At 70.9% G+C, this 19,764-nt stretch carries 14 protein-coding genes and 1 tRNA gene; 4 read left to right on the top strand and 11 right to left on the bottom strand.

The annotated features are described in order from the left end of the window. Positions 1-213 precede the first annotated feature (213 nt). Genes F3T56_RS22940 through pgsA form a run of 4 tightly spaced genes read right to left on the bottom strand, consistent with a single transcriptional unit; the run spans position 214 to position 3,676 of the window. The gene (locus F3T56_RS22940; RefSeq protein ID WP_149827252.1) at positions 214-759 is read right to left on the bottom strand and encodes a LemA family protein; all 546 of its coding nucleotides are present in this window, start codon (positions 757-759) and stop codon (positions 214-216) included. A gap of 48 nt (positions 760-807) precedes the next feature. Next, entirely contained in the window at positions 808-1,968 is a 1,161-nt protein-coding gene (locus F3T56_RS22935) for a glycosyltransferase family 4 protein (protein ID WP_149827251.1), read from the bottom strand. Beyond that, the gene (locus F3T56_RS22930; RefSeq protein ID WP_149827250.1) at positions 1,965-2,927 is read right to left on the bottom strand and encodes a phosphatidylinositol mannoside acyltransferase; all 963 of its coding nucleotides are present in this window, start codon (positions 2,925-2,927) and stop codon (positions 1,965-1,967) included. The genes F3T56_RS22935 and F3T56_RS22930 overlap by 4 nt, the downstream gene beginning before the upstream one ends. Further along, positions 2,924-3,676: a phosphatidylinositol phosphate synthase gene (pgsA, locus tag F3T56_RS22925; RefSeq protein WP_149827291.1), complete on the bottom strand. Its 753-nt coding sequence runs from the start codon at positions 3,674-3,676 to the stop codon at positions 2,924-2,926. The genes F3T56_RS22930 and pgsA overlap by 4 nt, the downstream gene beginning before the upstream one ends. Positions 3,677-3,938: 262 nt before the next feature. Here pgsA and F3T56_RS22920 point away from each other — a divergent pair, with 262 nt between their 5' ends. Then, positions 3,939-6,137 carry an elongation factor G-like protein EF-G2 gene (locus F3T56_RS22920; RefSeq protein WP_149827249.1) on the top strand — a complete coding sequence of 733 codons (2,199 nt, stop codon included), beginning with the start codon at positions 3,939-3,941 and terminating at the stop codon, positions 6,135-6,137. Between the two features lie 306 nt (positions 6,138-6,443). Further along, entirely contained in the window at positions 6,444-8,114 is a 1,671-nt protein-coding gene (locus F3T56_RS22915) for a hypothetical protein (protein WP_149827248.1), read from the top strand. Positions 8,115-8,265: 151 nt separating this feature from the next. Here F3T56_RS22915 and F3T56_RS22910 read toward each other — a convergent pair whose 3' ends face one another. The 4 genes from F3T56_RS22910 to F3T56_RS22895 form a co-directional block, all read right to left on the bottom strand. Further along, complete coding sequence (locus F3T56_RS22910; RefSeq protein WP_246203771.1) at positions 8,266-8,814, bottom strand: HIT family protein; 549 nt, start codon at positions 8,812-8,814, stop codon at positions 8,266-8,268. A gap of 143 nt (positions 8,815-8,957) precedes the next feature. Further along, positions 8,958-10,937: a threonine--tRNA ligase gene (gene thrS, locus F3T56_RS22905; RefSeq protein ID WP_149827246.1), complete on the bottom strand. Its 1,980-nt coding sequence runs from the start codon at positions 10,935-10,937 to the stop codon at positions 8,958-8,960. Positions 10,938-11,038: 101 nt separating this feature from the next. Further along, on the bottom strand, positions 11,039-12,289 hold the full coding sequence (locus tag F3T56_RS22900; RefSeq protein WP_149827245.1) for a hypothetical protein: 1,251 nt from the start codon (positions 12,287-12,289) through the stop codon (positions 11,039-11,041). Beyond that, positions 12,286-12,852: a DUF4365 domain-containing protein gene (locus tag F3T56_RS22895; RefSeq protein ID WP_149827244.1), complete on the bottom strand. Its 567-nt coding sequence runs from the start codon at positions 12,850-12,852 to the stop codon at positions 12,286-12,288. The genes F3T56_RS22900 and F3T56_RS22895 overlap by 4 nt, the downstream gene beginning before the upstream one ends. A gap of 168 nt (positions 12,853-13,020) precedes the next feature. Here F3T56_RS22895 and F3T56_RS22890 point away from each other — a divergent pair, with 168 nt between their 5' ends. Further along, on the top strand, positions 13,021-13,746 hold the full coding sequence (locus F3T56_RS22890; protein WP_149827243.1) for a 3'-5' exonuclease: 726 nt from the start codon (positions 13,021-13,023) through the stop codon (positions 13,744-13,746). A 38-nt stretch (positions 13,747-13,784) separates the two neighbouring features. On the opposite strand, the gene F3T56_RS22885 is transcribed toward F3T56_RS22890, so the two are convergent. Then, positions 13,785-13,856: transfer RNA gene (locus F3T56_RS22885), tRNA-Val, on the bottom strand. Between the two features lie 39 nt (positions 13,857-13,895). Further along, on the bottom strand, positions 13,896-14,354 hold the full coding sequence (locus tag F3T56_RS22880) for an SRPBCC family protein (RefSeq protein ID WP_149827242.1): 459 nt from the start codon (positions 14,352-14,354) through the stop codon (positions 13,896-13,898). Between the two features lie 67 nt (positions 14,355-14,421). On the opposite strand from F3T56_RS22880, the gene F3T56_RS22875 reads away from it, so the two are divergent. Further along, positions 14,422-16,890: an SCO7613 C-terminal domain-containing membrane protein gene (locus F3T56_RS22875; RefSeq protein ID WP_149827241.1), complete on the top strand. Its 2,469-nt coding sequence runs from the start codon at positions 14,422-14,424 to the stop codon at positions 16,888-16,890. Between the two features lie 80 nt (positions 16,891-16,970). Here F3T56_RS22875 and F3T56_RS22870 read toward each other — a convergent pair whose 3' ends face one another. Continuing rightward, positions 16,971-19,715, bottom strand: coding sequence for an exo-rhamnogalacturonan lyase family protein (locus tag F3T56_RS22870; protein WP_149827240.1), 2,745 nt, complete (start codon positions 19,713-19,715; stop codon positions 16,971-16,973). Between the last annotated feature and the right edge of the window lie 49 nt (positions 19,716-19,764).

Below are 19,764 nucleotides of genomic sequence, written 5' to 3'. Positions count from 1 at the left end.
GGGGGGTTGGGGGGGGGGGGGGGGGGGGGGCTGGTCGCGCAGTTCCCCGCGCCCCTAAAAGATCCCGGCACGCCCCGTGCTTTTAAGGGGCGCGGGGAACTGCGCGAGCAACCCCACACAACCCGCACCCGCCTCAGGCGTGCGGGGTCGAACGAACAGCCGCCCCTGGGGATGGGACGGGTAGGGGCGGCGGGGGCGAAGAAGCACCCGGTGTTACGAACCCGCTCGGTCCGCCAGGGCTGTGGGGGGCTCGTCGTCCATCTCGAAGGCCATGGGGAAGGGGGCGTGGCCGGCGAGGCGGAACCAGCGGACCTTGCGGTGGCGGCGGAGGGCACGGGCGGCCCGTACGGCGTCGTTGTGGAAGCGGCGTGCCATGGGCACGCGGCGTACGGCCTGGGCCAGCTCGTTCGCGGCCTCCTCACCCCCCGGCGCCTCCCGCACCACCTCCACCTGCTGCGCCTCCCCGAACACGGCCCGCAGCGCCTGGCTCAGCTCGCTCTCGGCGACCTCACGCTGCTCCTCCTCGGCCTGCCGGGCCGCGTGCGCCGCCTCGTAGAGCACGATCGAGGCGGCGGGGTCCAGGACCCCGGAGGTGGCCAGTTCCTGAGCGACCGAGGCGCGGCGCAGCAGCTGCGCGTCGAGCGCGGCACGGGCAGCGTCGATCCGCGCGTGCAGTCGGTCGAGGCGTCCCGCGGTCCAGCTCAGGTAGAGGCCGATCGCGAAGAGGACGACCGCGATCCAGATGAGTGTCGAAGTCACGGGCCGCAAGGCTACCGGTGCCCCACCCGCCCTCCGGCCTCACGCCGGTCAGTCCCGGGCCAGGCCCAGTCGTGCCCGCAGCCCGATGCGCTCGTCCGCGGCCACCGAGGCGGCGCCCTCCGTGACCGTTTCGTAGACGCCGAGGATGTCCGCGCCGACCGTCGACCAGTCGAAGCGGCGGACGTGGGCGCTGCCGCGTGCGCGGAGTTCGGTGCGGCGGGCGGGGTCGCCGAGGAGGCGTACGGCGGCTGCGGCGAGCGCGTCGGCGTCCTCGTTGGCGAAGAGTTCCCCGGCGGCGCCCTGGTCGAGGACCTGGGCGAACGCGTCGAGGTCGGAGGCGAGGACCGGGACGCCCGCCGACATGGCCTCGACGAGGATGATGCCGAAGCTCTCGCCACCGGTGTTGGGGGCGACGTAGACGTCGACGCTGCGCAGGAAGCGTGCCTTGTCCTCGTCGCTGACCATGCCGAGGAACTGTACGCGGGAGCGCAGTTCCTTGGGCAGCGTCTCCACGGCCTCCTCCTCGTCGCCGCGGCCGGCGACCAGGAGACGGGTCCGGGGGCGCTCGGCGAGGATCTTCGGCAGTGCCTTCATCAGCACCGGCAGGCCCTTGCGGGGCTCGTCGATACGGCCGATGAAACCGAGAGTGTCGCCCTGCCAGTCGGGATTGGGCTTGGCCCGGGCGAAGAAGTCGACGTCGACGCCGTTCGGGATGACGACCGCGTCACCGCCCAGGTGTTCCACGAGGGTGCGGCGGGCGTACTCGCTCACGGCGATGCGCGCGCTGATCTTCTCCAGCGCGGGCTGGAGGATCGGGTACGCGGCGATCATCGCCCGGGATCGCGGGTTGGAGGTGTGGAACGTGGCGACGATCGGGCCCTGCGCCGCCCAGCACGCCAGCAGGCCGAGCGACGGAGAGGCCGGCTCATGGATGTGGATCACGTCGAACGTGCCCTCGTGCAGCCAGCGCCGTACCCGCGCGGCCGACAGGAAGCCGAAGTTGAGACGGGCCACCGAGCCGTTGTACGGCACGGGGACCGCGCGGCCCGCGGAGACGACGTACGGCGGCAGCGGTGTGTCGTCGTCGGCGGGGGCGAGGACGGACACCTCGTGGCCGAGGCGGATGAGATGGTCGGCCAGGTCGCGGATGTGGAACTGGACTCCCCCGGGCACGTCCCAGGAGTACGGGCAGACGATCCCGATCTTCACGCGCGCCCCGCAGAGTCCGTCGCGGAACCCGTCCCGGCGTCCTTGTCGGACGCGGGATCCTTCGCGGGGTCGAGGTCCACGAGCCACAAGCGCTGGAGCATGTGCCAGTCCTCCAGGTGTTCGGCGATGCCGGTGGCGAAGGCGTCTGCCAGCGCCTGTGTCATGACAGACGTCTTCTCCGCGCGGGTACCTGCCTCGGGTACCTCGATCGGGGGATGCACGCGTCCCTGCATGACGGGCGACTCGTCGTACCAGAGCGTCGCCGGCAGCAGCAGGGCGCCGGTCTGCTGGGCGAGGAGGGCCGGGCCTGCCGGCATACGGGTCTTCTCGCCGAAGAAGTCGACCTCGACGCCGGAGGCGGACAGGTCGCGGTCGGCGACCAGGCAGACCAGGCCGCCGTCGCGCAGCCGGCGGGCGAGCGTGCCGAACGTGGTGCCGCCGCCGTGCGGCAGGACCTCCATGCCGAGGCCCTCGCGGTAGGCGACGAAGCGGTCGTAGAGCGTCTCGGGCTTGAGGCGTTCGGCGACCGTCGTGAACGGGGTCTCCAGCTCGGTGGTGACCCAGGCGCCGGCGAGGTCCCAGTTGGCGAGGTGCGGCAGCGCCAGGATGACGCCCCGGCCGGAGGCCAGGCCGTCGGTGAGGTGGTGGACGTCCTCGGGGACGAAGCCGGTCCTGATCCGCTCCTCGCTCCAGGCGGGGAGGCGGAAGGACTCCATCCAGTAGCGCAGGTAGGAGCGCATGCCCGCGCGGGACAGCTCGCGCAGGCGCTCCGGGCTCGCGCCGGGCACCACGCGCGCGTAGTTGGCCTCCAGGCGGCGTACGAGGGTGCCGCGCCGCTTCCAGGTGGTGTCCGCGATGGTGTGGCCGAGGCGTACGGCGACGGGCTCCGGGAGCTTCTTGACGGTGCTCCAGCCAAGGCCGTAGAGCCCGTCGGTCAGGCGCTCCTGGAGACCGCTCACGAGGTGGCCTCGCTGTTCCGCGAGGCGTCCGTCGGCTCCTGGGAGGCCGCCGCGGCGGCCTCCGCCTCCGCCTCCGCGGACTCGCGGCGCACGGTGACGACCCGCTGGATCAGCGTGACGAGGCTGCCGACGGCGACGATCCACAGGGCGATGGGGAGCAGGACGTCGATGCCGGGCACGCCGAACGCGTGCAGGCCCGACAGGCCGGCCGCGACCAGCGAGATCACCAGGCGTTCGGCTCGCTCCACCAGACCGTTGACCGCCACCGGCAGACCGATCGACTCCCCGCGGGCCTTGGTGTAGGAAACCACCTGGCCGCTCGCCAGACAGAAGATCGAGACGGCGCACAGGGCGATGTCGTCGCCCTTGCCCGCGTACCAGAGGGCGAAGCCGCCGAAGATCGCGCCGTCGGCGACGCGGTCGAGCGTGGAGTCGAGGAAGGCACCCCAGCGGCTGGAGCGGCCCATCTGCCGGGCCATGTTGCCGTCGACGAGGTCCGAGAACACGAACAGCGTGATGACGATCGTGCCCCAGAAGAACTCGCCCCGGGGGTAGAAGACCAGCGCGCCCGCGATCACTCCGGCGGTGCCGAGGAGTGTGACCGTGTCGGGACTGACGCCCCGGCGGATCAGAAACGCGGCGAACGGTGTGAGGACACGCGTGAAGAATGCACGCGCGTACTTGTTCAGCATGGCCTTCCCGAGGGTCGGTGTCGCCGCGCGGCCCCTGCTGACCACCGGCTGGCCCATCGTAGCCACGCGCGCGCGTGTGCGACCGTCGGGCACCAGCCCACCCACGTGATGTCCGGATGCCGCCGATGTCATACGGGGATCACCACGGAGCGTCACCGGGCACTACCCGGCCCGGGAGGAGGGATCACGTCCCTCGTATGGACGCACCATGACGGGAGTGGAAAGCTCGAAGCACCGCGGGCGTCATCGGAGCCGCCACCGCACGCGGATCCGCATGCCCGCGCCCACAGTGACCTCACCGTGCACGGGAGGCAGGATCATGGGCGACAAGGCGAACACACACCCCGGGGCCGCCGGCAGGGCTACGGCGGCCGACCACCCCGCGTCCGTACGGAATGTGGTGCTGGTCGGCCACTCCGGTTCGGGCAAGACGACTCTGGTGGAGGCTCTCGCGCTGACCGCGGGAGCGGTGAACAGGGCGGGCCGTGTGGAGGACGGCGGCACCCTCTCCGACTACGACGAGATCGAACACCGGCAGCAACGCTCGGTGCAGCTCTCCCTCGTACCCGTCGAATATGGCGGATACAAGATCAATCTTCTGGACACTCCCGGATACGCCGACTTCGTCGGGGAGCTCAGGGCCGGTCTGCGAGCGGCGGACGCGGCCCTTTTCGTCGTCTCGGCGTCGGACGGCGTCGACGGCTCGACCCGCATGGTGTGGGAGGAGTGCGCGGCGGTCGGCATGCCCCGGGCCATCGTCATCACGCATCTGGAGGCCGCGCGGGCGGACTTCGAGGAGATGACCCGCGTCTGCGCGGAGACGTTCGGCGGGGACGACCCCGACGCCGTACTCCCGCTCTACCTTCCGCTGCACGGCCCGCAGGGACCCGACGGGCACGCGCCCGTGACCGGTCTGATCGGACTGCTGTCGCAGAAGCTGTTCGACTACTCGACCGGCGAGCGCAAGGAGTCCGAGCCCGGCGAGGACCAGCTGCCGGAGATCGAGGAGGCCCGCAACCGGCTCATCGAGGGGATCATCGCCGAGAGCGAGGACGAGACCCTCATGGACCGCTACCTCGGCGGCGAGGAGATCGACGTCAAGACCCTCATCGACGACCTGGAACGGGCCGTCGCGCGCGGAGTCTTCCACCCCGTGCTGGCCGCCGCCCCCGCGGCCGACGGCGCCCGGCAGGGCATCGGCACGGTCGAACTGCTCGAACTGATCACCCGTGGCTTCCCCACCCCCCTGGAGCGCGAGGCGCCCACGGTGACCACACCGGACGGCAGGCCCCGCGAGATCAAAGCGGCCTGCGACCCGGACGGGCCACTGGTCGCCGAGGTCGTGAAGACGGCCAGCGACCCCTACGTGGGCCGTATCTCGCTCGTACGGGTGTTCTCCGGCACCCTGCGCCCCGACGAGACGGTGCACGTCTCCGGGCACGGGCTCGCCGACCGCGGGCACGAGGACCACGACGTCGACGAGCGGATCGGCGCCCTGTCCGCGCCGTTCGGGAAGCAGCAGCGGGTGCTCAGCCACTGCATCGCTGGCGACCTGGCGTGCGTGGCCAAGCTGAACCGCGCCGAAACCGGGGACACCCTTTCGGCCAAGGACGACCCGCTGCTCATGGAGCCGTGGGAGATGCCCGACCCGCTGCTGCCGCTCGCCATCCAGGCGCACAGCAAGGCGGACGAGGACAAGCTCTCCCAGGGCCTCGCCCGGCTGGTCGCCGAGGACCCGACCATGCGGCTGGAACAGAACCAGGACACCCACCAGGTGGTGCTCTGGTGCCTGGGCGAGGCGCACGCGGACGTCGCGCTCGAACGGCTGCGCAGCCGGTACGGCGTCCAGGTCGACGTCGTACCGCACAAGGTCTCCCTACGGGAGACGTTCGCCGACAGGTCGGCCGGGCGCGGCCGGCATGTGAAGCAGTCCGGCGGGCACGGGCAGTACGCGATCTGCGAGATCGAGGTGGAGCCGCTGCCCGGCGGCTCAGGCATCGAGTTCGTGGACAAGGTCGTCGGCGGGGCCGTGCCGAGGCAGTTCATCCCGTCCGTCGAGAAGGGCGTACGCTCCCAGGCCGCCAAGGGTGTCGCCGCCGGCTACCCGCTGATCGACGTCCGGATCACACTCAAGGACGGCAAGGCGCACTCGGTGGACTCCTCGGACGCCGCGTTCCAGACTGCGGGCGCCCTGGCGCTGCGCGAGGCGGCGGCCGACGCGAGAATCCATCTCCTGGAACCAGTGGACGAGGTGTCGGTCCTGGTCGGCGACGAGTACGTCGGCTCCGTCATGAGCGACCTGTCCGGGCGGCGCGGACGGGTCGTCGGCACCGAGCAGACGGGAGGCGGACGCACCCTCGTACGGGCCGAGGTCCCGGAGATCGAGATCGACCGGTACGCCGTCGATCTGCGCTCCCTCTCCCACGGCACCGCCCGCTTCGGTCGCCGCTACACCCGGCACGAGCCGATGCCGGCGCAGGTGGCCGAGCGGGTTCGCGAACAGGCAAAGGAGAACTGACCGTTCGGGGCCTGCGGGGCCTACGGGGCCTACGGGGCCTACGGGGCCTGCGTGAGCCACCCCGACGTGTCGGGGTGGCTCACGGGCGGTCGCGTCGGGGTGGCTCACGGTCGGTGGGTTCGTGGCTCATGGACGGTGGGTTCCGTGAATGTCCGTTCTTGGCGCCGCGCGATGTCCGTGGCTGCGGATACGCTGATCACCTGATCGACAAGTGTGGCTTGATCAGGCCCAGATCGGGTCATGACCTGATCAACAGGTGTGCGGAGCACGGAAGTCGGGAAGAGCCGCAGGAGCGAGTGTGCGGCGATGGGGGCGGCAGTGGCGGACGGATTCGATTTCACTCCCGGGGCACAGGTGCCGCTGACAGGCACCGCGGGACAGACGGCGGCGACGTACGCCCTGGCGTCCGCGGCCTACCGGGACAACGAGGTCGAGGAGATCCTCAAGGCCAACAACGACTGGCACAAGTCCACGTTCAAGCCGGGCCGCAAGTGGGCGACGATCTTCAAGCCGAACCTCGGGGAGGCGTTCTCCCTGGCCGTGCGGGACCGCATGGTCGGCGCGGGCCGCAAGCCGCTCATCCAGTCCTTCGGCATGGAGCCCCAGGTCGTCGTCGAGCACGCCCTCGCGGCGATCAACATCCGCCGGGAGCGCGACAACTGGCTGTCGGCGATCATGGTGCTGTGCGGGCTGCTCTTCCTGCCCGGACTCCTGCTCTGGCTGCTGGTCTTCCAGATCCGCACCACGGTCGCCAAGCGCGAGGACAAGCGGGCCGGTGCCCTCGCCACCACACTGCTGGTCGCCGTCGGCGCCCTCGCCGTGATCTTCCTGCTCAACACGCCGTTCACCGGCTTCTGGGCCTGGTACGCGCGCGCGTGCATCGTGCTCCCCGTCGTCGGCTGGTTCTGGGCCAAGCAGATCTGCGAACGCACCGCCAGGGACCTGCGGGAACGCTGGGAGGCCCTGTTGTCCGGCGGTGGTCTCGGGGCCAAGATCCCCGAAGCCGTGCCCGGCAGCCCCGGCGAGACCAAGGCCGAGCAGCTGCGCAAGGAGCTCGCCCGGCTCAGCGCCGAGCAGCGGTCCAACCTCGTCTTCTACGCCGGTCCCAAGGGCATCCTCGGCATGGGCACCCGCTGGGGCAGCTGGCAGCTCGCCGAGGAGCTGGTGCCGGCCGACCCCGGCAAGGAGATCCACCCCTTCCGCAGCTGGGACGTCATACGGTCCATCCACGACCAGCTGCGCATGCTGGAGCGCACGCCTCTCAACACCGGTGGTTTCACAGTCCCTTCCATCAAGCACTGGATCGTCAGCCCCATCGGTGAGGGCGCCGCCGCCGTGGCCCGGCCCGAGGGCACCGACGTGGACGCGTACCAGTACAAGACCCACGCCATACAGGAGATCTGCAACAAGCAGCACTTCGGCAGCGGCAACCGGCACTACCTGGGTGTCCAATGGACGCTCTGGGACGGCCAGTTGGTGATCACCATGCTGGTCACGGTCACCGTCCTGCACCAGACACTGCGCATCGAGGTGACCGGCCATGCGCTGGGGCCGGTGCACGGTCTGTTCACGACCAAGCCGGCGGCCAAGGAGAAGGACGTCCAGAAGGCGCTCAAGTTCTGGGAGACCCGGAAGGTGAAGCTCCCGCTGGTCGAGACCGACGAGGTCGTACGGCTCGCCGCGCGCGCCCCGCTGACCTGGTACCCGCCGCTGCTCAACTGGCTCGGCGGCTCCATGGCCCTGCCGGAACCGTTCGGGCTGCGCCACGCCTGGGCCGACCAGCCGTGGCGGCACCGGTTCATGGCGGACGACGCGTTGCGGGCGGCCACGCCCGTGCTGCGGGTGGTGCACACCGCGGCGATCAAGGTGCTCCAGGACAACGGCGTGGACACGGAGCAGTTCGGTGCGCGGGCGGGGTTCCTCAGTGGGGCTGTGCAGGATCCGATGCCGCGCAAGGCCGACCTCTACGAGGCGTGAGCGCTGCGCTCGCTTTGGCGGGGCGGGTGCGTGGGGGTTGTCGGGCGTTTGCGGGTGAGTGGGGGCTGGTCGCGCAGTTCCCCGCGCCCCTAAAAAGCAGGGGCTGCGCCCCGTGCTTTTGCCGCACCCGCAGCCGAACGGCCTCAGGCAGTCAGGCCGTAGGCCACGCGTCCGCCAGCATCTTCCTTGTGTCGGCCAGGAGTTGGGGAAGGATCCTGGTGTGGCCGACAACCGGCATGAAGTTGGTGTCGCCGCCCCAGCGGGGAACGATGTGCTGGTGGAGGTGGGCGGCGATGCCGGCGCCGGCGACGGTGCCCTGGTTCATGCCGATGTTGAAGCCGTGCGCGCCGGAGGCGGTGCGCAGGGCCGTCATGGACTGCTTGGTCAGCTCGGCCAGCTCGGCCGTCTCCGGGCCGGTGAGGTCGGTGTAGTCGGCGACGTGGCGGTAGGGCACGACCATGAGGTGCCCGCCGTTGTACGGGTAGAGGTTGAGCACCGCGTAGACGTGCTCCCCACGCCTGATGATCAGGCCGTCCTCATCCGATTTCGCCGGGATCGAGCAGAACGGGCAGCCGTCGTCCGCCCCGGGACCGGTCGGCTTGTTCTCGCCCTGGATGTACGCCATCCGATGGGGCGTCCACAGGCGCTGGAACGCGTCCTGCGTCCCCACTCCGATCTGCTGCTCCGGCTCACTCGTCATGTGGTGCAGCATATGACTTCGCCCGTTCCCGGCGTGTCGCCGGGTGCCGGGGCGGGACGCCCACGCCCGGCCCTGTTTCGCGGAGGCCCCCGGGGAACTGATCTCCCTGGGGGCCTCCTCTCACGCGGACGCGTGGATGCGCCTCAGATCTGGACCCGGTCCTCCACAACCTTCACGATCTTCGCGATGGCCTCGTCGACCGGGATGCCGTTCTCCTGGGAGCCGTCGCGGTAGCGGAAGGAGACGGCGCCGGCCGCCATGTCCTCGTCGCCCGCGATGACCATGAAGGGCACCTTGGCCTTCTGGGCGTTGCGGATCTTCTTCTGCATGCGGTCGGAGGAGGAGTCGACGTCGACGCGCAGGCCGGCGGCCTTGGCCTTCTTGGCGAACTCCGCCAGGTAAGGCACATGCGCGTCGCCGATCGGGATGCCGAGGGCCTGTACGGGGGCGAGCCACGCCGGGAACGCGCCCGCGTAGTGCTCCAGGAGCACCGCGAAGAACCGCTCGATCGAGCCGAACAGCGCGCGGTGGATCATGACCGGCTGCTGCTTGGAGCCGTCCGCCGCGGTGTACTCCAGCTGGAACCGCTTGGGCTGCTGGAAGTCGACCTGGATGGTGGACATCTGCCAGGAGCGGCCGATCGCGTCCTTGGCCTGGACGGAGATCTTCGGGCCGTAGTACGCGGCGCCACCCGGGTCGGGCACGAGCGGCAGGCCCTGCTTCTCGGCCGCCTGGCGGAGCGCCTCGGTGGCCTCCTCCCATTCCTCGTCCGTGCCGATGAACTTCGGGGAGTCGTCACGGGTGGACAGCTCCAGCTCGAAGTCGCTCAGGCCGTAGTCGCGCAGCAGGTCCAGGACGAAGGTGAGCAGGGAGTCCAGCTCGCCCGCCATCTGCTCCTTGGTGCAGTAGATGTGCGAGTCGTCCTGGGTGAAGCCGCGGGCGCGGGTCAGGCCGTGGACGACGCCGGACTTCTCGTAGCGGTAGACCGTGCCGAACTCGAAGAGCCTGAGGGGCAGTTCGCGGTAGGAGCGGCCGCGCGCCTTGAAGATCAGGTTGTGCATGGGGCAGTTCATCGCCTTGAGGCGGTAGTTCTGCCCGTCGAACTCCAGGGGCGGGAACATGCCGTCCGAGTAGTGCGGCAGGTGGCCCGAGGTCTCGAAGAGCTGCTCCTTCGAGATGTGCGGGGTGTTCACGAACTCGTAGTCCGCGTCCTCGTGCTTCTGACGCGAGTAGTTCTCCATCTCCCGGCGGACGATGCCGCCCTTGGGGTGGAAGACGGCGAGGCCGGAGCCCAGCTCCTCCGGGATGGAGAACAGGTCGAGCTCGGCGCCCAGCTTGCGGTGGTCGCGCTTCTCGGCCTCGACGAGGAAGTCGAGGTACGCCTTCAGTTCGTCCTTCGACGGCCAGGCGGTGCCGTAGATGCGCTGGAGCTGCGGGTTCTTCTCGCTGCCGCGCCAGTAGGCGGCGGCCGAGCGCATCAGCTTGAACGCCGGGATGTTCCGGGTGGTGGGCAGGTGGGGACCGCGGCAGAGGTCCTTCCAGCACAGCTCGCCGGTCTTGGCGTCGAGGTTGTCGTAGATGGTGAGCTCACCGGCGCCGACCTCGGCGTCCGCGCCCTCGGCCGCGTTCGCCGCGTTGCCCTTGAGGCCGATCAGCTCCAGCTTGTACGGCTCGTCGGCCAGCTCGACGCGGGCGTCCTCGTCGTTGGTGACCCGGCGCGCGAAGCGCTGGCCCCGCTTCTGGATCTCCTGCATCTTCTTCTCGATGCGCTTGAGGTCCTCGGGGGTGAACGGCTCGGCCACGTCGAAGTCGTAGTAGAACCCGTCCTTGACCGGCGGCCCGATGCCCAGCTTGGCCTCCGGGAACAGCTCCTGCACGGCCTGGGCCAGGACGTGCGCGGTGGAGTGGCGCAGGATGCCCAGGCCGTCCTCGGAGGAGATCTCCACGCCCTCGACGGTCTCGCCGTCCTTCACCTCGTACGCAAGGTCCTTGAGCTCGCCGGCCACCCGGGCCGCGACGACGGTGCGCTCGCCGGAGAAGAGGTCGGCGGCCGTAGTGCCCGTCGTCACCACGCGCTCTTCCCGCTCGGAATCGCGTTGGATGATCACACGGACGTCGGACACCGGATTCTCCTACCTGAAGGGGCGGCCTGGGCATCTGCTACGGCTTAGGCCATTGGGAAGGATCGTACCGAGCCCGGGGTCCTCCTCGCGAAACAGATACCTCACTCCCCTCCGCAGGCCTCCTCGAAGAAGTCGAGGTTCTCCTGGAGGGACTTCATCAGCCGGTCCCGCTCGGCGTCGTCGACCTGCACGGGCGCGACCCCGCCGGCGTCCGCGAGGCGCCGGAAGCCGCCCCGGCTCTCCAGCCGGCCGTAGACCCGGACCGGCAGTCCGACGAGATGGGCCTGGCCCGCGATCCGGTACGACTCCTCGTCCAGGGTCATGCGGACGTGCGGTACCTCGGCCCCGGCGATGACCCGCAGCCGTACGGTCCCCTCCCCGCGCGGCCCCGACCGGCGCATCCGTACGACGGCCCCGGTGATCCGTACCGGCATGGAGGGCTCCTCGCGCAGATAGCGGGCCCCGGCCTCGCGCAGGACGGGCAGGTCGCCGGGCGAGAACTCGACGGGCTCGGCCGGTGTCGCGCCGCCCTCGGGGACCGGGGCGGCGGGCGCCCACTCGATGGCGATGCGGGCGCCCTCGGTGCCCCGGACGAGGGCGACGAGGGCCTCGGTCAGCTCATGGCTGACCCCGGCTTCGACGGCGCCGTCGAAGGCGTCCATGCCGCCGGTGGCGCGCTGGTAGTCGATGGCCTCGCGGGCGGCGTACAGGGCCTGGTGGAGGCGTACGGCGAGGGGGCGGCCGGTGTCGACGGGGACGAAGGCGGTGAGGCGGCGGCCGCCGGGGGCGGCTCCGACGAGGACGCCGTCGAGCTGTGCGGCGGCGGGGCGGCGGTGCCGGGCGCCGTAGTAACCGGCGCGCGCGCGTGTGGCCAGGGCCGCCGCGAGGAGCATCTGGCGGGCGGCCGAGCGCAGCTGGTCCTCGACGGCCCAGGAGGCGGTGCCCGCGGGTCCGGTCGGTACGTCCCGCCACCAGTGGATCTCGTCGCTGGGCACGGCGAGGCCGACCAGTACGTCACGGGCGGCCGGTGATCCGCTGCGGGAGAGGGCCATGAGCGCCTCGCCGAGCAGGTCGTCGCTGTCGGGGAAGGCCCGGTTCTCCGGCACGAGCAGGCTCATGCCCCTGCCGCCGGGCCCCGGTGGGGTCCATCGGCCGTAGCGTCCGGCGGCTCCGCCGCGCCGCTGCCAGCCGTGGCGGTGCAGCAGGGCGCCGAGGACGGCGGGGTCGACCTGGGCGGGGTCGGGCGGCTGGGTCCAGGTGGTGGGCTCGACGGGGTGGGGCCGTACCGGGCGTACGGGTTGGTCGATGGGACGGCGTACGAAGTCGCCGTCGTCGGTGGGGCGGTGGGTCACGGCCTTCCTCCCGTTCCGACCCGCGTCATGATCTCGCAGAGCGCTCGGTCGTCGAATATGCGTGAGGTCGGTATGCGCACGTTGGTGCGGCGCCGACCGGTGATCGGGTGTCCGGCGAGGTTGACCCAGTAGCAGCAGTGCCGCAGGTCGAGCCGGTCGTGGCCGGCCCGCAGCCACTGTTCCCGCGACCTCGGGACGATCATCACGACCAGGATCTTGTGCACCGAGACGGGTGTGCGGGCGAGCTTCGCCAGGTGGTCGTTGTCGAGCGTGAAGGAGAAGAAGCGGCCCGGAGGGTTCGGCGTGATCTGGTAGGTGGCCTTGAGCTGGACCTTGATGGTGACCTCGTCGTCGACCGTGTGGCCGGGTGAGCCGTGGCTGACGTGCCAGTCGATGCCGTTGTCCGGAAAGGGCTGGGAGAGCGAGCAGCCGGCGGCGGCCGCGACGGCGTGCAAGTAGCCCACCTGCAGGGTCTCCATGCAGGCGGTGGTGGCGAGGGAGCCGCGATGCGAGGTCGCGTGCTCGGGCAGCAGCCCGCCCCGCTCGGGCTGCGCTATGGCCATGGCCAACAGCCTTCCGAATCAGGTGTGTCCTCGTGTCGAGCCCCTGAACTGCGCAGACCCGCACTTCTGTTGTCTCCTCCCGGCGTACGGCGCAAACAGCCCGGGTATCACCAAACGGGCAGAAGACGGGGCGTCAGCTGCCGTGGGTGAACGAGGAGTTGTGGACACATGACGTGTTGGTACGAGGGGCCCTTGGCGGCGTTCGACACGGAGACCACGGGTGTGGACGTCGAGACCGACCGGATCGTGTCGGCCGCCGTCGTCGTCCAGGACGCGCCGGGCACCCGCCCCCGGGTGACCCGGTGGCTGGTGAACCCGGGCGTGCCGGTGCCGGAGGCGGCGACGGCGGTGCACGGGCTGACGGATGAGCATCTGCAGCGCGAGGGCCGCTGGCCCGCGCCGGTGATGGAGGAGATAGCCAGGGCGCTGGCCGAGCAGACGGCGCGCGGCCGCCCCCTGGTCGTGATGAACGCACCGTTCGATCTGACGCTGCTGGACCGCGAGTTGCGCCGCCACCGCGCCTCGCCCCTGGACCACTGGTTCGAGACGACGCCGTTGCAGGTCCTCGATCCACGGGTCCTGGACAAGCATCTGGACCGCTACCGCAAGGGCCGCCGTACCCTGACCGACCTGTGCGCGCACTACGAGGTGGTCCTGGACGGGGCGCACGACGCGGCGGCCGACGCGCAGGCCGCGATGGACGTCGTACGCGCGGTGGGGCGCCGTTTCGCTGCCCGTCTCGAACGCCTCTCCCCCGCAGAACTGCACACGCTGCAGGCCGTGTGGCACGCGGCGCAGGCGCGCGGTCTGCAGGCGTGGTTCGCGCGCAGCGGCTCGGAGGAGGCGGTGGACCCGGCGTGGCCACTGCGCCCGGACCTGCCGGCCGCGGCATGAAAAAAGCCGGTCCGCTCTTGCGGACCGGCCTTACCCGGTGGGCGATACTGGGTTCGAACCAGTGACCTCTTCGGTGTGAACGAAGCGCTCTCCCACTGAGCTAATCGCCCGGGAACGCACTGAACAATACAGGTCCCGACGGCTCTGGTTCAAACCGCTTGCCCGGGGCCCGCGAGGTACGCGAGGAGCCCCCGCCGCCCCGCCCGCATCATCAGCGCGTGGTTGGCGCGGAACACGGGCCGTCCCGGTACGGCGAGCCGCCGCATCAAGGGCTTGCTGACGACGACCTCCTGGTCGTAGCGCGCGCGGGTGCCGGTGCCGTCGGCTGTGAGCGTCCAGCGGGCCCAGCCGTCCAGGTCGCCGGTCATCTCGATCTCCAGGATCCCGGCAGCCGGGTCGTTGCGCACCTCCCGCGCGGTGAAGGCGAGGTCGTACGGCAGCATGGACCGGATCCGGATGGTGCCGCTGGCGTCGTCGATCCGGATCACCTCGCGCACCTGGGGCCACCAGCGCGGGTAGTCCTCGGCCCGCTGGAGGACGTCGTACACGGCGGCGGGTGGCGCGGGCAGGGCCCAGAGGCTGCGGAAACGGTAAAGGCACCAGTCCATGAGTGAATTCTGCCTGCTCAGAGCCGATCTGTGCGCGATCTGAGTACGTCCCTGAGTATCCGCACTCATGTCGTACGGCGTGACGCGGACCACACTCCGGGACATGACGCATTTTCCGTCCCCGGCCGAGGAGTTGCGGGTCCTCGACTCCGAACTGCGGCAACTCGACGCCCGCCGCACCTTCTTGCTGGCCCGGCGCGCCTGGCTGATCCACGCCCTGCACGGGCAGACTCCCGTGCGGCCCTCCGCGTCCGCCGGGCCGCCCGCACGCCGCCCCGAGGCATCGGCGCCCAGTGTCCAGAACGTGCTGCTGGTCCTCGGCGGCGTCCTGCTGACCGTCGCGGCGATCGCGTTCACGCTGGTCAGCTGGGGACAGATAGGGATCGCCGGTCGGGCGATGGTCCTCAGCGCGGTGACACTGGCGGCGCTCGGCACGCCCGTGGCGCTGCTCCGCCACGGGCTGCGCTCCACCGCCGAGGCGGTGGCAGGCCTCGGCCTGGCGCTGACGGTCCTGGACGCGTACGCCCTGCACGAGGCCGCGCTCACGGACGCGGACGGCACGGGGTACGCGGCGGTCGCGACGGCTGTACTGGCGGTGGTGTGGGCGGCGTACGGCCTGGGGCTCGGCAAGGTCTCCGGTGATGCGCAGGGGCGCCCGGCGGTCACGTACACGCCGCTCAGCCTGCCCCTCCCCCTCTCTCTCATCGCCGCCCAACTCCCCCTAATTCTCTGGTCGTTGGCGGCGGACGCAGGTTCGCACATGGTCACGGCAGTACTGCTGGTGACCGCCGCGGCCGACACCGCTGTCGCGCTCCGGGCGCATATCACGCCGGTACGGATCGTCGCCATGGTCGGCGCGTTCGGCTGGGGTGCCGGGGGTGTTCTGACGGCCGGGTGGCTCTCCTGGGCCGCCGCGGGCCCGAGCGCCGCCGCACGGGCGGCGGCGCTCCTCGCCCTCGCCGCCGCGATCGCCCTGACGACCGCGTGGCTCGCTCCGAAGCCGGCCGCGGCCCTGGGTACCGCGCTGACCGGCGGCCTGCTCGCCGTGGCGGCGCTCGGCGGGATGGCGCGGTCGGTACTGCCCGACGCGTGGACGGTCCCCGGTTATCTGCTGTGCGGGGTCGCACTGTTGGCGGTCGTACGGACCCGGGTGCCCGACCCTGTGCGCCAAGGCCTCGTCCAAGCCTCCACCGCCGTCCAGGGGCTCGCCCTGCTCACCACCGTGCCCGCCCTCGCCGTCACGCTGCTGGGCCCTGCCGGCTGGGTCGGGCGGATCTGGTCCGGCGCGCCCGCGGACGCCCGGGCGGCTGTGACCGTCGACCTGCCGTGGCCGCCGAACACGGCGACCGTGCCCCTGGTGCTGGCCGTCGTGGCCGGGGTGCTGGCCCTGGCCGGGCGCACCGTGTCCTGGCGGACCCCGGCGCTGACCGGCGCCCTGACGCTGACGTGGGCGATGGTCCTCGTGCTCTCGGCGGTGCTCGAACTCCCCTATGCGGTGGGGATGGTGACGCAGGGAGCCGTGGTTGTGGCAGCACTGGTGTTCGCGGGATACCCACGGCCGGCGGCGACCGAGCCGCTCCGGGCGCCCTTGCCCCTCACCGGTGCCCTCCTGGCCCTCGTCACCTCCCTGAACCTCGCCTTCCTCGCCCTGCCCTCCGAACCGGCGACCCTCGCGGTACTGGCCGCCTCGACCGTCCTCTTCGCCCTCGCGGCCTGGCGCACGGCCTTCGGCCCCCTCACCGCACCCGCGTCCCTGGTGTACGCCACCGCCCTCACCTGCGCGATCGGCGCGTCCGCCGGCTGGGAGCCGCAGCACACGGCCCTGCTGGTCCTCACGGTCCCGGCCGCCGCCGCCCTGCTCGCGGCACGCCTCGCCGACTCCCCCATGACGATCCCGGTCGAGGCGACCGGCGCCGCCGCCGGCTTCCTGGCCATCGGTCTCGCGGCCACCGACCCGCCCCTGCTGTCCCTGGCCCTCGCACTCTGCGGCGTCATCACCGCGGGCACGGCCGTACGACCGGACCGCCGCGCCATCGGCTACGCGGCCGCCGCACTCTTCGTACTGGCCAGTTGGGTGCGCCTGGTGGCCTGGAACGTCGAGGACCCGGAGGCGTACACCCTGCCGATCACGGTCCCGGCACTGGTCGTCGGCTTCCTCAGGCGCCGCCGGGACACGACGGTCTCGTCATGGACGGCGTACGCCCCGGGTCTCGCCGCAACCCTGGGCCCGAGCCTGGTCGCGGCCTGGGGCGACGAACACTGGCTCCGCCCCCTCCTCCTCGGCCTGGCCGCCCTCACCGTGACCTTCCTGGGCGCCCACCACCGCCTCCAGTCCCCGCTCCTGCTCGGCGGCGCCACGCTCACGCTGGTCACCCTGCACGAACTCGCCCCGTACATCGCCCAGGTGGTGGACGCCCTGCCCCGTTGGGTCCCTCCCGCCCTGGCGGGCCTGGTCCTGCTGGCGGCGGGCGCGACGTACGAGCAGCGCCTGCGCGACGCACGGAGGGTGCGGAACATGTTCGACAAGCTGAGCTGAGGGGGCGCGGGGAACTGCGCGCCCAGCCACAACGGACCCGCGGTTCCCCACAACCCAAACCCCCCAAACCCAGCGGAGCGTCACGGCATCTTGTCGCCCACCAACGCCAGGTTCTGGATCGCCGCCAACCCATAAAGCGCCGTCGCGTTGGTCGACACCCACGCCGACTCGCTGCCCGGCACCAGAGCCGTCGGCCCCTCGATCTTCTTCGTGGACCAGTCGGTCGACTCCTTGTAGTCCCAGGTGTCGGCGCTGTTGTAGAACTGCCGCCACGCACGCGCAGCCAACTTGTCGTCCTTCAACTGCACGGCGGCGTAGGCGTCCTGGCGCGAGTGCCCCTGGAAGAGCAGCAGGGTTCCGAAGTTGGTGCCGTAACGGGCGGCCTGTTCGGCCTTCGTGGCGTTGAAGTAACGGCAGTAGTCGAGCCACGCCTCCTTGAACTTCGGCATGTCGATCTGGTCGATGAGCTCCGCACACATCTCGACCAGGCCGAACATCGCCGACAGATGCGAGACCCCGACCACGGGTTTGTCCGCGACGGCGAACTTCCCGGTGTCCAGGTCGTACAGCCCGTTGCCCTGGACGAAGCCGTTGGGCTGGGCGGCGATCGTCTCCATGGTGGACAGGACGCGCGCCTTGGCCTTCTCCCACTTGGGGCCGCGCCGCTCCCACTCGGTGAGCCACGCCGACACCAGGCCGGACCAGTCGGTGCCGAAGCCGATGGACAGGGCGTTGCGGTCGGGGGTGTAGGGCTCGGTGCGGATCTTGCGGATGGGGTCGAGGACGAGGAACGTCTCGTCGGAGTCCACGTTGGCGTGCATGAGGTCGCCGACGCGTTCGTCGGCGGTGAGGAAGTAGTAGTAGCGACGGTAGGTGGTGTTGGCGATGCGCTGCTGCTTGGCGCTGTCGGCGTAGTGCTGGACGCCGTGACGGGTGCCGAGGCCGGCCCACTTGCCGAGGTGGTAGACGTCGACCTCGCCGGTGTGACGGGTCATGGCCTCGGCGAAGCGGAAGATGTCGGCGCGGCCTGAGCGCATGTACGCGAACCAGAGCCACAGGTCGGGCGAGAGCTCGGAGTTGTCCCAGGCGTAGCCGCCGACGTCGTAGCACCACTGGTGGCGGCTGGGGTCGTAGCTGTGCATGATGTCGCCGTAGTCCCAGAAGCCGTACCAACGTCGCATCTCCACCTGGTCCTTGTAGTAGGTGAAGAGGAAGTCGAGGTGGTCCTCGATCTTGGCCTTGGCGGCGGTGGAGCGGTCCGGCTCGGAGAACAGCTTGCCGAAGACGCCCGCCTTGATGAGCTGCTTGGGCGGGGCGGCGAGCTGTGCCGGGGTGCGGACGGCCTCGACCTGCTTGGCCATGGCCTCGGCGCCGGGTGTGGACTCGTGGGCCCAGAAGAGGAGTTCGCTGGTGCGGGCGATGCCGTAGGGGGTGCCGAAGCCGGGCTCGTAGTCCTCGTAGGTGATGTTGAGACCTTCGAGCTGTTCGGGGTAGGTGTCCTGGCCCATGCCGTCGTGGTAGAAGCGCAGGTCCATGGGCTGTGCCTCGGGCGACCAGAGCCAGAGGGTGACCTCGGCCTCGTCGGTCTGGGCGTCGCGGATGTCGAGCTGGGCAGGAAACTTCTCCCAGAAGTCCCTGAGGCCGAAGGCGAATCCGCCGCTCGCGCCGCCGACGTACCCGAAGCCGCTGGCCCGCCGACCGCCGCCGGCCGGGATCCAGCCGTGGCCCTTCTTGGTGCGCTTGCGGACGCCGAAACCGTCGGCGGAGAGCTGCGAGAGGGTGTAGTCGCCCCACTCGGGGATGTACTGGAGACGGGTGGTGACCCGCTGGTCCCAGGTGGACGGGTCGGGCAGCTTCTTGCCCTCGAACTGGGCGGTGCGCACGGCCGCGCCGGGGTCGCGGCGCAGCCCGGTGACGCCCTTGACGGCCTCGCGCAGCAGACCGGTGCCCTCACCGCCGATGCGGATGTGCCGGTCGTACGCGGCGTCGCGCATCGGGACCTTGAAGCGGACACCGATGCCGCGGACGAAGTCGCCGCTGGCCTTGCCCGGCTCCTGGGTGCCGTCGAAGGTGATGGTGTGCACCATGCGGAACGATTCCGCGCCCGCGTAGAAGTAGAGCCGGATGGAGAACGGCAGCCAACTCCTGCTGCCCTTGCGGTGCTTGCCGTCGATACGGACCACGGCACGCACCGGGCCCTCCTGCTCGACCTCGACCTCGCCGATGACGCTCTCGAACCGCTCGTACTTGGCCGTGCCCTGGTCGCCGTCCTCGATCTCGGGCTGGCGCAGCAGTACGAGACGGCCGGTGTGGGCGACCTCGGTGGAGCCGCGCAGCACCGACTTCACGAGCGTCGAGCCGCTCTTGCCGATCTTCGCGGTGATGACGCCGGTCGACACGTCGATGGTGCCGCCGCTCTTGTCGACGGTGACCTTCTTCTCCGGCGCGGCGGGGGTGCCGGCGGCGAGGGTGAGCTTGCCGGAGCCGGCGCCCGCGCCGACCGCGTGCGCGGTCCACTTCACCGAGCCGTCGGGCCAGTAGCCGATGGGCCAGGACTGGACTGGCACGGACTTGCCGTCTGCGTCCGTCAAAGAGAACGACTGTTCCTTCTCGTACGCGCCCTTCGGCCACGGCACGCCCACGGTGGACCCGGGGGCGGCGCCGAGTCCGCCGTCCTCCAGCCAGTCCAGGGTCACCGGGTCCGCCTCCGCGGCCTCGGCTCTTGGTGCGGCCTGCGCGTTCGAGCCGAGTGCCCAGCTGAACTGGGTGGCGACTCCGGCGACGGCGGCCGCCTTGAGGAGGGACCTGCGGTCGATGGGGGACATGACCTTTCCTTTCCGTACGGGAAGTCTTGCGTGCGGGGGTGATGGTCAG

Origin of the sequence: Streptomyces tailanensis, assembly GCF_008386495.1 — a bacterium.
GTDB lineage: Bacteria > Actinomycetota > Actinomycetes > Streptomycetales > Streptomycetaceae > Streptomyces > Streptomyces tailanensis.
This window is presented reverse-complemented; position numbering and strand designations above follow the sequence as displayed.